The 12,239-nt window shown below is 37.6% G+C and carries 13 protein-coding genes; 7 read left to right on the top strand and 6 right to left on the bottom strand.

What is annotated here, in order from left to right:
• Positions 1-37 precede the first annotated feature (37 nt).
• The 3 genes from ACPDG9_RS05085 to ACPDG9_RS05075 all read right to left on the bottom strand — a co-directional run bounded on the left by ACPDG9_RS05085 (position 38) and on the right by ACPDG9_RS05075 (position 1,642).
• Positions 38-658, bottom strand: coding sequence for a GNAT family N-acetyltransferase (locus ACPDG9_RS05085; RefSeq protein WP_430526678.1), 621 nt, complete (start codon positions 656-658; stop codon positions 38-40).
• Positions 659-775: 117 nt separating this feature from the next.
• Entirely contained in the window at positions 776-1,312 is a 537-nt protein-coding gene (locus tag ACPDG9_RS05080) for an NADPH-dependent FMN reductase (protein WP_430526677.1), read from the bottom strand.
• 12 nt (positions 1,313-1,324) lie between these two features.
• Complete coding sequence (locus tag ACPDG9_RS05075; RefSeq protein WP_430526676.1) at positions 1,325-1,642, bottom strand: GNAT family N-acetyltransferase; 318 nt, start codon at positions 1,640-1,642, stop codon at positions 1,325-1,327.
• A 181-nt stretch (positions 1,643-1,823) separates the two neighbouring features.
• Between ACPDG9_RS05075 and ACPDG9_RS05070 the strand changes: the two genes are divergently transcribed.
• From ACPDG9_RS05070 to ACPDG9_RS05055, 4 genes are all read left to right on the top strand, one after another.
• Positions 1,824-2,147 (top strand): YbaB/EbfC family nucleoid-associated protein, encoded by a 324-nt coding sequence (locus tag ACPDG9_RS05070; RefSeq protein WP_430526675.1) that lies wholly within the window; start codon positions 1,824-1,826, stop codon positions 2,145-2,147.
• Positions 2,148-2,150: 3 nt separating this feature from the next.
• On the top strand, positions 2,151-2,891 hold the full coding sequence (locus ACPDG9_RS05065) for a DUF4369 domain-containing protein (RefSeq protein ID WP_430526674.1): 741 nt from the start codon (positions 2,151-2,153) through the stop codon (positions 2,889-2,891).
• A gap of 38 nt (positions 2,892-2,929) precedes the next feature.
• Entirely contained in the window at positions 2,930-3,496 is a 567-nt protein-coding gene (locus ACPDG9_RS05060; RefSeq protein ID WP_430526673.1) for a Crp/Fnr family transcriptional regulator, read from the top strand.
• Between the two features lie 66 nt (positions 3,497-3,562).
• Positions 3,563-3,973 (top strand): SRPBCC family protein, encoded by a 411-nt coding sequence (locus ACPDG9_RS05055; RefSeq protein WP_430526672.1) that lies wholly within the window; start codon positions 3,563-3,565, stop codon positions 3,971-3,973.
• A 53-nt stretch (positions 3,974-4,026) separates the two neighbouring features.
• On the opposite strand, the gene ACPDG9_RS05050 is transcribed toward ACPDG9_RS05055, so the two are convergent.
• From ACPDG9_RS05050 to ACPDG9_RS05040, 3 genes are all read right to left on the bottom strand, one after another.
• Positions 4,027-5,541 carry a PH domain-containing protein gene (locus ACPDG9_RS05050; RefSeq protein ID WP_430526671.1) on the bottom strand — a complete coding sequence of 505 codons (1,515 nt, stop codon included), beginning with the start codon at positions 5,539-5,541 and terminating at the stop codon, positions 4,027-4,029.
• Complete coding sequence (locus ACPDG9_RS05045; protein ID WP_430526670.1) at positions 5,541-6,119, bottom strand: PH domain-containing protein; 579 nt, start codon at positions 6,117-6,119, stop codon at positions 5,541-5,543. Before ACPDG9_RS05045 ends, ACPDG9_RS05050 begins: the two co-directional genes overlap by 1 nt.
• Before the next feature lie 121 nt (positions 6,120-6,240).
• Positions 6,241-6,936: a DUF4397 domain-containing protein gene (locus tag ACPDG9_RS05040; protein WP_430526669.1), complete on the bottom strand. Its 696-nt coding sequence runs from the start codon at positions 6,934-6,936 to the stop codon at positions 6,241-6,243.
• 176 nt (positions 6,937-7,112) lie between these two features.
• Here ACPDG9_RS05040 and ACPDG9_RS05035 point away from each other — a divergent pair, with 176 nt between their 5' ends.
• The 3 genes from ACPDG9_RS05035 (at position 7,113) to ACPDG9_RS05025 (ending at position 12,235) form a co-directional block, all read left to right on the top strand.
• Entirely contained in the window at positions 7,113-7,529 is a 417-nt protein-coding gene (locus ACPDG9_RS05035; RefSeq protein WP_430526668.1) for a hypothetical protein, read from the top strand.
• 134 nt (positions 7,530-7,663) lie between these two features.
• The gene (locus tag ACPDG9_RS05030) at positions 7,664-9,049 is read left to right on the top strand and encodes a TolC family protein (RefSeq protein ID WP_430526667.1); all 1,386 of its coding nucleotides are present in this window, start codon (positions 7,664-7,666) and stop codon (positions 9,047-9,049) included.
• Positions 9,050-9,061: 12 nt separating this feature from the next.
• On the top strand, positions 9,062-12,235 hold the full coding sequence (locus ACPDG9_RS05025) for an efflux RND transporter permease subunit (protein WP_430526666.1): 3,174 nt from the start codon (positions 9,062-9,064) through the stop codon (positions 12,233-12,235).
• Positions 12,236-12,239: the final 4 nt, after the last annotated feature.

Raw genomic sequence — 12,239 nt, 5'->3', positions numbered from 1 at the left:
CAAGTTTTAGGAAGTCGTTCACATAGAATTCCCTGCCTTACTTTACAAGTTTCGCCTGCAGGTTTTCTTTGGCTGATTGGAACCATTCTTCTCTCAACAGCCCAAAAAAAGCACTATCTCTTCGCGTGCCATCTGTTCTAATTTTATTCTTTCTCAACACCCCTTCCAACGTACATCCCAAACTTTTAATCGCAGCTAAACTCCTTTTATTTTCATTGTCTGCTTCAAATTCTACTCGTTCAAATTGAGCCTTTTCAAATAAGAATTCAAACAGCAAATACTTGCAGTTTTTATTTATCCCACTGCCTTGCGCTTGTTTTCCATACCAAGTATAACCTATAGAACACACCTTATTTCTTAGATCCATCCGATAAAAACGAGTGGAGCCAACTATTTTTCGTTCCAACTTATCCCATACAACAAAAGCATATCCCTGCTTTTCTTTTCTCATCGTTAAAGCGGTCTTGACATATAACATCATATTGGCATTATCCGTTGGTTTATCAGAGGAGAAATGCCAAATATCCGATTCGTTTAACGCATAGTACAACAGATCAGGAAGGTGCTTTTCACTCAAGGGAATCAGTTGTACGCGATTATTGGCTAAGGTATATTCTTGTAAAAAATCAAATAATGGAGCCGTAGGTATTGGGTTCATCTGTATATGGGTTTAGTCGATTACCCAAATATATTCATACTTTCTGAGCCGTGAATATGTATTTAACAGCTTACTAACAAAAAAAGAGCACGGTAGTCCAGTGCTCTTCTTTGTTTACTAGACGTTTTGAACTTCTTTTTTAAATCGTTCCACCGTCTGTTCAAACGTTTCGTGTAAATCTTCGGGTATAATTCCCTTTGCTGAATCGAAGTTTTCGTGAAGTTTAGGCAACGCAAAAGTCTCCACTATATTCCCTCCAAAGGAAGGAAATATCGTTTTAGCAATATTCAACGAGTTTTGTGCTCCATATCCTCCTGGAGAAGTTGATAACAACAACATCGGTTTCTCTTGGAATAGTTTTAATTCTAAACGCGAACACCAATCGAATAAGTTTTTAAAACCAACCGTCCAATTTCGGTTGTGTTCTGCCATGGAACAAACAAGAACATCTGCTTCTTTCAATTTAGCTAAAAATGCTTTTGCTTCCATTGGACAATTTTCTCTTTCACAATCAACGGAAAAAACGGGAACTGTAAAATCATTTAAATCCAATAATTCTACCTCAGCCTCAGGAAAAAAGCTCAAGGCATAAGAAGCTAAGGTTTTATTAATCGAGGTGGTAGATGTACTTGCACCAAATCCTATTACTTTCATACTCTTTTAAAATTACAATTTATCATACGAAGGAAAACTAGAATCAACGATTCTTTTCCATTCGGGGTGTTTCTTAATAAAGGCAAAAACCAAAGGACAATAAGGTAGTACCGTTTTGTGATGTGCCTCGATAAACGCTAACGTTTTTTCAATTAATGCAGTTGCTGCACCACGTCCTGCTAATGCTTCGGGGCTTTCCGTGTGAATCAAATGAATGCGCGTTCCCACTTCTTTGTAATCTATAAAAGCTAGGTGTCCGTCAACGTTTAATTCAAACCTTTTCGTTTCAGCATTCTGCTGTACAATTAGGGGCAAAAACTCTTCTTTCATATTTTTTGTATTAACGAATCTTAAGGTATCAAAAATACGGATTATAAATGCGTTACTTCTTAATGTAAATTAATTTCTACCGAAATAGATCCTAAATTAGTTCAGGTCTTCCTCTATTTTACACCTAAAACTTGAAAAGATTATACTATTTTTGTAGCATAAAATTTTTAATGTATATATTATGTTTGGCGATTTAATGGGAATGATGGGTAAATTACAAGAGACCCAAGCTAAAATTGAAGAAACAAAAAAGCGATTAGATACGATTCTAATTGATGAAAAAAGTAATGATGGATTACTAAACGTGACTTTAACGGCAAACAGAACCATTCGTTCACTATCCATTGCTGATGAATTAATAGAAGACAAAGAGCAATTGGAAGATTATCTCGTTATGGTCCTAAATAGAGCTATTGAGAAAGCAACTGCTATTAACGAAGCAGAATTAGCAGCAGCAGCTAAAGATGGTATGCCTAATATTCCTGGTTTAGACTTATTTAAATAGTATATGATAAAAAAATATATGGGTGTAGCTTTCCTTGTTGGAGCTTCACTATTTGCTTCTTGTAGCAAAGATTCGAAAGGAACTGAAAACCTAACGATTTCAGGGAAAGTAGAGGGCTTAAAACAGGGAAAAGTATATCTTTTTCATGTCCAAGACACTGCTTTTGTTGTGCTTGATTCTTTGGTTGTGGATGGTCAATCTTCAGATTTCACCTTCAAACACCACCTTGAATCGCCAGAAATGTTGTTTCTTTCTTTAGACCGAGGTCACAGTAATTCAATTGACAACCAGTTGTCTTTCTTTGCAGAGCCTGGTACAATGACCATCGAAACAACGTTAAAGAACTTTTATAGAGACGCTAAAGTAAAGGGATCTCAAAGCAATGATTTGTACAAAGAGTACCTCAAATCAAGAACGATGATCACCGATCGCCAAAACGATTTGTATGTAGCTTTATTTGAAGCTCAAAAAACAAATAACACCGCTCAACTAGATAGCTTACAAGAGGTAAACAAAAAACTAACAGGCCGTTTGTTTTTAAATGCCATTAATTTTGCGCTGAATAACAAACACTCTGATGTAGCTCCTTATATTGCTTTGACAGAGCTTTACGATCGCAATATCAAGTATCTAGATACGATTTACAATTCATTAACGCCTGAAGTATCCAATCACAAATACGGCAAAAGCTTAAATGAATTTATCCAAGAAAGAAAAAAAGAAGAAGCGAAAGCTACCGAATAATTGTAAATTGTCCTTTTAATCAAAAGGACAATTTTTTTATGTCATTACACCAATCTTTACAAGCACTCCTCCACTTATCTGACGTAGAAGCACAAAAAATAGCTCCTTACTTTGTTGTGCAATCACATGATAAAAACACCTGCTTACTAGAAACAGGAAAAAAAGCAGGCCAACTATTTTTTCTCTCTGAAGGTTTTATTCGGATACACGCTGACTTTGATGGAAAAGAGATTACCCAGTGGATCAGCTTTCCGGGATATTTTCTTACTGATCTTGCCTCTTGGTTTTTTGATCAACCTGCAAAGTGGTCGTTAACTACCTTATCTCCCGTTACTGTATGGAGCATCTCGAAGTCAAATTACGATTTAGTACAACGTGAAATTACTCATTGGCATACCAAAGAAAAACGTTTCATCGGACACTGTTTTGACTTAATGGAAAATCGAATTTTTCAATTGCTCTCGCAAAGTAGTGAAGAACGATACTTAGCTTTCTGTAAACAATTCGATTTTTTGTTCAACTGTGTTCCCCATCAATACATCGCATCTCTTTTGGGAATGACACCTGAAACTCTAAGTCGATTAAGGCGTAAAAATGCCAAATAGTTTTTCTTGATTTAAATCAAGAGAGTTCTTATTCAAAGCCTTGATATTTGTGTAAAAATAAATCAGATGAAACTCGTTACACAAATAGAAATTAAAGCTAGTGCTGAAACCATTTGGAATGCTTTACTCGATTTTGATCACTACTACAAATGGAATCCTTTTATTTCCAAAATTGAAGGAGAGGCTAAACCCGGTCAGCGATTAAAAGTCAAAATTCAAGACATGAAATTTTCTCCTATTGTGCAGGTTTGCACACCACATCAAAAATTCACTTGGCAAGGAAAATTGGGAATAAAAGGGCTTTTTGATGGCTATCACTATTTTGAAATTCTCCCTATTACCGAAAACAAATGCTTATTTATTCACGGCGAAAACTTTAGTGGTTTTCTTCTTCCTCTTCTGAAAAAGAAATTAAAAAAAGAAACCTTACCAGGCTTTATTCTGATGAATTGCTCTTTAAAAGACTATGTAGAATAGTTTACAGTGGACGGCTTACAGTAAACCGTTCACTGTAAACCGTAAACAATCCACTACATCCAAGGTTTATTTTCGCTTTCGATGGTAAACAACCATTGATCTCTTACTTCTTTTAGCTGTGCATAATTGGATGTACTAAACTGAACAATTCCTCCCGCTGTATATAACAGCATGCTTCCCACATTCGCTGATTTTTGCCAAGCCAATTGCGAAAGTACGATTTTTTGAATTTTGTGCGGCTCGAGAATCGTGTGGCTAATATCCCATACTCCGGATTTTACAACAATAAAATTAGGGGTTATGATTAATCTGCCGATGCGATAATAACGCCAAAGCAATAGAGTTACCACAACAAAATAAGTTGCTCCACTACTAAATCTCCAGGTTTCTTCTATGGTATCTTGCGTAAACCCGATAAATAAACTTACTGGTATGAGGACCAAAAAGAAAAAGCGAAATCCAAAGAAACGGTAGTTGTGTTTTAATTCACGGCCTTCCTGTTCCAGCGGTTTTTTAAATATCATATCAAAAAACTCTTGGGTTCCTTCCGTAGAACAACCTGGAATTTCTAACGCTGTTTTTTTATTAAAAGATTCATTACCAAAAACTTGATGAATTTTAAAACTAGATATCCCCCATAATTTCTGAAAGTAATTGCGCACAATTTTAATTAATTGCACTCGAGTAGGTTTAATGATCGTGCTTTTGGTATGCAATAATCCGTAAGACATAAACAAACTATCATGCTGAACCACAACCTTATAGTTATAGAATTTAAGTACAGTACGGATAATATTGAACACAAAAATAGCCGCTAGAAAAAAGAGTACGATCACTACCCCCACGTAAAGGGTTACTTTTTCTTCTAAAAAGGTATCGATTGCCTCATCATCAATAGAATCGTTAAACAAGCGTGATCCTTCGTACACAATTGAATTAGCAAACAACAATACAATTCCCATCGTGTAGAGATAGTTTGTTGTCGCTCCAACTTTTAGTAGTGTTCCCACTCCAATATGACGCGTATCTTGTTGGTTGTTTATTTCTTCGCTTCTTGCCTCTGTTTTTACTACAGCATCCTCCACTTCGATCAAGTGTTCTCGGTAGGCTAACAATGTTTCTTTTAACGCTTGCGCTACTTCGTGAGAAACAGACTTAATGACTCCTTCTTTTGTTGTACTTCCTGCGGAATCAACCTCAATCGAATAAATTCCCAGCAACTTATTGATAAACGACTGGTTAATATTTACTTGTTGAATTTTACCTAACTGAATAGTTGTTTTCGTTTTATTAAAAATCCCTTTTTGAACGACAAATGCTTCCGTTTGCTTCTCAATATGAAACGTAAAATTGCGATAGCTGAGATATGCTCCAAGTAATACGAGGATTAGAAATAAGCCGATACTCAAAAAAATCCATTGTACGCCTGTTTGCCATTCTCCTTTATTTATTCGAACCATTATTAAAATTAGAACAGGGAAAAAAGCGCGAACGAACTTTTGCAATCCATACACAAAGTTCACTATAATGCCAATGGGGGCTTGTCTATTGGGAATATAGAAATTCATTATTCTACTGTGTTAGGATTACTTTCAAGATTGTTTAGTTGCGTTTCACTTGTTGAAGGTGAAATTTGTTCTACCACAAAGGCCTTAATTCGATCTGCTTCTTTTACTGTCAAGCCTGGAATCTTCAAATCGCCAAAATTTCCTCCTGCGGTAAAAAACTCAATTCGACATAGTCCAAAAAGACGCAATAAAAATCCTTCATAAATTTCTACATGTTGCACGCGATTAAACGGAATAGCGATTTGCTTTTGATTGATTAATCCCGTTTTATAATTAATGTCATGTGCTCTAACAGCATACCCTTTTTTAGCCACTCCCGCAATGCGCAAAACAGCCATTGCTATAGCCAAAACAATACTGAGCCCTAGTACGGCATTCTTGTATTCAAAAAGCAAAGCTTCTTGTTCTATGGGCAAATAAAATCCACAGGCTCCAATGCCAACAAGCACCACAACCATACTAAGTGTAGCCAGTAAAACAACACTTTTATACTTAGCCTGCAAAGGTTGATATACAACTTCATCGAGTTGTGGTAGTGTTTTGGTATTTATTTGTTGATTAAAAAAGGATGTTTCCATAAAAGAGATCGTTTAAAAAACAAATATATTCTTTTCCTTTGATCTTATTCAATCCCTCCAAACAAAAATAGCCACCATAAGTATGGTGGCTATTCTTCAAAACATTGATATAGATATAGAATTAAAACTGTCTTACAACGCCTAAGTAATAAGGGGTTTGAGCATTATGAGAACCCGTTAAAATAAAAGAATAATAGCTTCCTTTCTCTAGCGTAATTTGCTCTCGTTTTGTAATACTTTTACCTTCCTTATCTTCGATGGTTAGGGTATAGGTATTGCTTGACTGAATTATAAACCTTTCATTTTCTTTTGCTGATACTTCGGTTTCAGAATTTCGATTCTCAAAAATCAGCTGCTCATTTAATCGAACTTGGACTGGTAAATCCTCTCCTGTCAAATTAAAAAATCGGATTCCTGTTTGTCCTTCTGCCAACTGTAAGGGTTGATCTTCCGTAATAAAGTGAATCACATTGGCTTTCGATCCCCCACCGATAAAAGACGTATAATATTGATTGTCCTTCACCTGTAGTTTGATACGGGCATCAAGTGATTCCTGCTGATTGGTCAACACTTCTAGCGTTCTATCACCTGTATATAAACGAACAAAATCATAGCGTTTATACCCTAATCCTTGATAAGGCGGTTGAATGAGTCGTCCGTCCGCAGCATACCAAACCGCATTAGCCCCAGAAAAACCATTGACCATGGTTAATCCCCCGACGCGATCATTCACATCACTGCTATTGTCATCTAAACTACACCCTTGTATAAAAAGAACACTTAGCAGTAAACCAAATAGTACGATTATTCTTCTCATCTGTCTTTTGTTTTGTAAATAAGCATCAAAATTCATACCATAAGAAGGTTTTTACCGCTGTTTTTTTTGTACTTGAGCACAACTTGTGATGTTCTTTTTTAGCTATCCTTCCTCGGAAAAAAAATCTATTCAAAAAAATTGCATTTAATTTTGAAATATTCTATGTTTGTCTCTACATGAAAACAAGCACATTGCATCGCATTAAACAAAAATCGTACAAAGCACTAGCTTTGTTAGGTGCGTTGTGGCTTATTTTCTCTACCTGTTCTATGCAAACGAGTTTAGCGCATTTACTTCAAAATGACAGCGTTGCCTTAGAACAATCTTCAAAAACCAATAAGGCGAAAAAACAAACAACAGTTACAGAACGCAGTTGCCATCAAAATCTTATACAAGATGACAGCACGGTCCTACAACAAGCTGATTGGGATCTTTCCAACCCTTTTGTAGCCCTTCTTGTCTCTACATTTTTACTTTTCGTTTTTGGTTTTCGCTTATCAACTGATTCAACGGGACATCCTTTGTATCAGAATACGTCCCAACTACAGGGTAAACTACCCTTATTTATCGAGTTTCAGAATCTGAGAATTTGATTTTCAACGATTGAATCACTTCAACTATTGCAGGCAGTGGTAGTACACCGCTAAACAATAGCTATTATTTATCGTGAAAATAATTCAACAACTTGAGGTCTATTTATCCTAGATCTCCTCAAATTTTCTTTCTCATGAAAACGATTTTTCGTTCGGCTACTTTATTGTGGTTGATCTGTGGAAGCTTATCCTTATATGCACAAGAACACTCCTCCCCATCGCTGGATGGTTTATGGAAAAAAGTAGAACAAAACTACCCTGGCTTACAAGCACAGGAAGCTTTAATTTCATCCAAATTAAGTCAGAGACAAGCGATAAAAAGCCAAGCTTTACCTCAATTAAAATTTCAAGCCCAAAATTCTTACGGTACTTTTGAAGGAAGTAATGGGGCATTTTTTCCACAATCTGGCTTTTTTAACGTCAGTGGAACCCCAGCTGCCTTAGACGGAAGCGATCAAACGTTCAACACCTTTGGTTCAGCCGTAATTGAATGGGAGATTTTTGCCTTTGGAAAACAAGCACAAGAAAACAAAGCAGCGACAGCACAATACAAGCAATCCATTGCCCAAAAAGACGCCTATCTCATTCAACTGAAACGAGAACTTGCGCTCCGTTATATCCAAAATTTATATGCAACTGCTAATTTTGATTGGATGCAAAAAAATGCGGCTCGTTTACAAAATATAGAACGCCTTACCAAGGGGCTAACCCTCTCGGGTTTAAAACCTGAAGCGGATAATTTACTTGCTCACTCTTCATACTTACAAGCAGCAGGACAGCAAAATTACTGGACGGGTGTTAAACAAGCAACACACATTACATTAGCAGAATTAGTTGGCGAATCCTTAGAGGCGACAACCACTGCTCAAATAGAGCATTTTCTAACCCATGCTTTAAGTCAATCGCTAACTTTCGAATCGACAACTGACTTTACCCATCCTGTCTTGCAACAGTATAAACAAGAAGCCTCTTACTTTGAACACAGCAGTAAATCCATGACAAGAGCTTCTTTACCAAGTGTTAAACTACTTGGAGGCTATGCCCTTAGAGGAAGTGGTATTCAAGCGCAAACTGTGTCAAACCAATGGAAAGAGGGTTTTTCCAATTCGGTTGACAACTATTTGGTTGGCCTGGGCATTACTTGGAATTTTTCTTCTTTATTTACAAATCAGCACAAAAAACAAGCCTTAAGTAAACAAGCAGAAAGTGCAGATAAAAAGTATGCAACCTACGAACAAGCCCTTCAATCGAATATAGAAGCAAGTGAGATTCAACTCCAAGAACAAACAGCCCAACTCAAGCAAACCCATCAGGCTGTTGAAGAGGCAACTCAGGCTTATACTATGTATATGGCCCGTTATCAAAGTGGTCTAATTACGTTGACCGAACTATTACAGATACAGCAATTATTAGAACAAGCCGAAAAAACACATATTGAAGCTGCACAACACTATTGGTTACAGCTCGTATCAACCGCCACATTAAAGGCCAATTTCGACTTTTTATTTACTAACTTATAATATAGACTACCTATGAATCTTATCAGATTTGCCTTAAGAAAGCCTATTGTCATTTTAATCCTTGTGATGGCACTGGGTTTCTTATCGATTAACTCTATTAAGAAAATCAATGTCGATATCTTCCCTGAAATAGAGCTTCCATCAATCTATATAGCCATGCCATATGGCGGTTTATCTCCTGCTTATATGGATGGATTTATGGCCAATGAATTTCAGAAAGTACTCCTCTTTGTTGGAGGTGTACAAAACATTGATTTTAAAAGTGTTCAAGGACTGACCTTGATGAAACTTTCTTTTTATCCCGGTACCGATATGGCACAAGCGGCGGGAGAGGTATCCACTCAAGTATCTCGTGCGATGGGCTTTTTACCTACCGGAGCTGTTCCCCCGATGGTGGTTCGCTTTGATGGAAGTTCACTTCCTGTGGGTCAATTGGTTTTTGAAAGTCCCCAGCGTTCAATTACTGAACTACAAACCATGGTTCAAACGAGAATTAGACCTATGTTCGTGGAAATTCCAGGTGTAACAGCACCCGCTCCTTTTGGAGGGAATGTGCGTTCTATTATTGTCAATATTGATCCACATGCCATGCAGGCGCATGGGCTAAGTCCAGAGGAAATTACGCTAGCTATTACCAAAAACAGCCACCCTTCTCCCGCTGGAAATATTCGTATTGGAGAACAAAACCTCATGGCTCCTATCAATTCAATCGCAACGAATCCAGAAGTTTTCCTTCATACTCCTGTACGCACTACAGCGGACCGAACTATTTACGTGAAAGACGTTGCTCAAGTAATTGATGCCGCTGATCAAACTACAGGATACGCCCTAATTAATGGAACGCGTTCCGTGTACTTACCCATCATTAAAAAAGCGGACGCTTCTACCATTGATGTCGTGAAAAATTTAAAAGCCTCTCTTCCTCTCTTAGAAAATACCCTACCTGAGGATGTTTCTATTCGCTATGAATTTGATCAATCCAAATATATTGAGCGTTCCTTGACGAATTTGATTCACGAAGGAATCTTAGGTGCGCTATTCACTGGATTAATGATTTTCCTTTTCTTGGGAGATACACGTGGAGCTATTATTGTAATTCTAACCATTCCTGTTGCTATTTTATCTGCCGTTGCCGCTTTATATTTCATGGGACAGACCATCAATATTATGACGTTGAGTGGGCTTGCTCTTTCCATTGGTATTCTCGTCGACGAAGCCACAGTAACCATAGAAAACATCCATCAACATTTTGAAATGGGCAAATCCAAAGCGCAAGCTATTTTAGATGCCTTATTGGAAATCTCTATTCCCAAGTTGTTAATTTTACTGTGTATTCTCGCTGTATTAACACCTGCTTTTATTATGACGGGGATACCTCGAGACATGTTTATGCCGCTGTCGTTAGCGGTGGCTTTTGCGATGATTTTTTCTTTTTTAGCTTCTCAAACGTTTGTTCCGATCTTAGCCAATTGGTTAATGAAAAACAAACACTTGGCTATCTATGATAAAAAAACCAAGAGACAACGCAAGTTTTTCGAGAAATTCCGTTTGCGTTACTCCCAAGTAGTGCGCAACTGGCACAAGCGATCACGTGCTCTTTTCGTTGGTTATATTTTCATTGCTGTAGGTTGTATTGCTGTATTGCTTCAGTTTATTGGAACCGATATTATGCCGACTTCAAATAGCGGTGATTTTCAAATTCGAATTGAAGCCCCTAAAGGAAGTCGCATTGAAAAAACAGAAGAAGTAGTCAAAGATATCATCAGCGACATCGCGTCAATAGTACCCGAAAACGCTATTTCTATCACCTCTTCCTTTGTGGGAATGCACCCTTCTGGGACACCGATTAACCCTATATTTTTATTTACCAATGCTTCACACGAAGCTGTTTTACAAGTGGCCATTGATCAAAATATTTACACGGGATCCATTATGGATCTCAAAGAGCAAATTAGAGCTAAGGTCAGTGCAAATAGACCTGAAGTCTTGATCAATTTTGAGCCGATGGAATTGGTTGAAAAAATCATGGGACAAGGAGCGATGACCCCTATTGAAGTCAAAGTAGGAGCACGACAAATCAAAATGGCGGAAAATCACGCGAAAAAAATTGAACAAGAATTAAAAGAAATCCCGTATTTACGCGATATACGCATTGCAGAACCCCTTGATTATCCCACCCTTCAAATTGAGGTTAACAGAGATCTTTTAGGGCAATTTGGTCTAACTATGAGCGATGTGACTCGAAGTTTAGCAACTGCTACCTCATCCACGCGTTATACGGACAAAAACTTATGGGTTGACCCTAATTCTGGATTAGTGTTCCAGGTACAAGTACAAATTCCTGAAGGAACCATCGACAGTGCTGAAAAATTAAAAGCGTTACCCTTGAAAAAAGGCCACTTACGTCCTATATTAGAAGATGTAGCAACAGTAAACAGAGTTAACGAGGCGGCACAAGTCAACCGAAAAGGACCCAATCGCTATGTAACGGTTATTGCTAACATCCACGATAAAGATCTAGGATCAGCGTCCAAAGCGGTTAAGAAAGCCATTGCTAATGTAGGAGAACCACCAAGAGGAACCATTGTTTGGACTGAAGGAACACTCAATCTATTAGATGAAACTCTTGGCAACTTATTGATTGGATTAGGTGTAGCTGTCATTACGATTTACTTAATGCTCTCTGCGTACTATCAATCTTTCCGACTGCCTTTGGTTATATTATCGGTTTTACCTGCTGTAATAGCGGGAAGTTTAGTGCTGTTATCTCTCAGTGGAAGTACCTTAAACTTACAGTCTTATATGGGAATTATCATGTCCATTGGGGTATCGGTTTCCAATGCAGTATTGTTGATCAATCAGGCAGAATACTATCGAAAGGAGATGAGACTGCGTACCGTGAATGCCGCTCGTTTAGCAGCCTCTTCTCGATTGCGTCCTGTATTAATGACAGCAGCTGCTATGGTGGCAGGGATGTTACCTATGTCATTAGGACTAGGAGATGGTGGTGAACAAGTAGCTCCGCTGGGGCAAGCTGTTATTGGAGGATTAATTGCCTCAACGATAACGATCTTATTGTTACTTCCACACTTCTTTACCTCAACGATGAGCAAGGCAACCTTAGTTGATCCTTCTTTAGATCCTGATGATCCAAAAAGTAAATTTCACTCCATTGAAACCCTTTAATTTT

Origin of the sequence: Myroides sp. C6-3 (assembly GCF_050522425.1) — a bacterium.
Lineage (GTDB): Bacteria > Bacteroidota > Bacteroidia > Flavobacteriales > Flavobacteriaceae > Flavobacterium.
The sequence above is the reverse complement of the archived record's forward strand: the minus strand, read 5'-3'. Positions and strand labels throughout refer to the sequence as shown.

What these genes read in the sequence shown, in the direction of transcription:
- ACPDG9_RS05085 (WP_430526678.1), bottom strand. Translation starts at nt 658, where the DNA reads ATGAACCCAATACCTACGGCTCCATTATTTGATTTTTTACAAGAATAT.
- ACPDG9_RS05080 (WP_430526677.1), bottom strand. Translation starts at nt 1,312, where the DNA reads ATGAAAGTAATAGGATTTGGTGCAAGTACATCTACCACCTCGATTAAT.
- ACPDG9_RS05075 (WP_430526676.1), bottom strand. Translation starts at nt 1,642, where the DNA reads ATGAAAGAAGAGTTTTTGCCCCTAATTGTACAGCAGAATGCTGAAACG.
- ACPDG9_RS05070 (WP_430526675.1), top strand. Translation starts at nt 1,824, where the DNA reads ATGTTTGGCGATTTAATGGGAATGATGGGTAAATTACAAGAGACCCAA.
- ACPDG9_RS05065 (WP_430526674.1), top strand. Translation starts at nt 2,151, where the DNA reads ATGATAAAAAAATATATGGGTGTAGCTTTCCTTGTTGGAGCTTCACTA.
- ACPDG9_RS05060 (WP_430526673.1), top strand. Translation starts at nt 2,930, where the DNA reads ATGTCATTACACCAATCTTTACAAGCACTCCTCCACTTATCTGACGTA.
- ACPDG9_RS05055 (WP_430526672.1), top strand. Translation starts at nt 3,563, where the DNA reads ATGAAACTCGTTACACAAATAGAAATTAAAGCTAGTGCTGAAACCATT.
- ACPDG9_RS05050 (WP_430526671.1), bottom strand. Translation starts at nt 5,541, where the DNA reads ATGAATTTCTATATTCCCAATAGACAAGCCCCCATTGGCATTATAGTG.
- ACPDG9_RS05045 (WP_430526670.1), bottom strand. Translation starts at nt 6,119, where the DNA reads ATGGAAACATCCTTTTTTAATCAACAAATAAATACCAAAACACTACCA.
- ACPDG9_RS05040 (WP_430526669.1), bottom strand. Translation starts at nt 6,936, where the DNA reads ATGAGAAGAATAATCGTACTATTTGGTTTACTGCTAAGTGTTCTTTTT.
- ACPDG9_RS05035 (WP_430526668.1), top strand. Translation starts at nt 7,113, where the DNA reads ATGAAAACAAGCACATTGCATCGCATTAAACAAAAATCGTACAAAGCA.
- ACPDG9_RS05030 (WP_430526667.1), top strand. Translation starts at nt 7,664, where the DNA reads ATGAAAACGATTTTTCGTTCGGCTACTTTATTGTGGTTGATCTGTGGA.
- ACPDG9_RS05025 (WP_430526666.1), top strand. Translation starts at nt 9,062, where the DNA reads ATGAATCTTATCAGATTTGCCTTAAGAAAGCCTATTGTCATTTTAATC.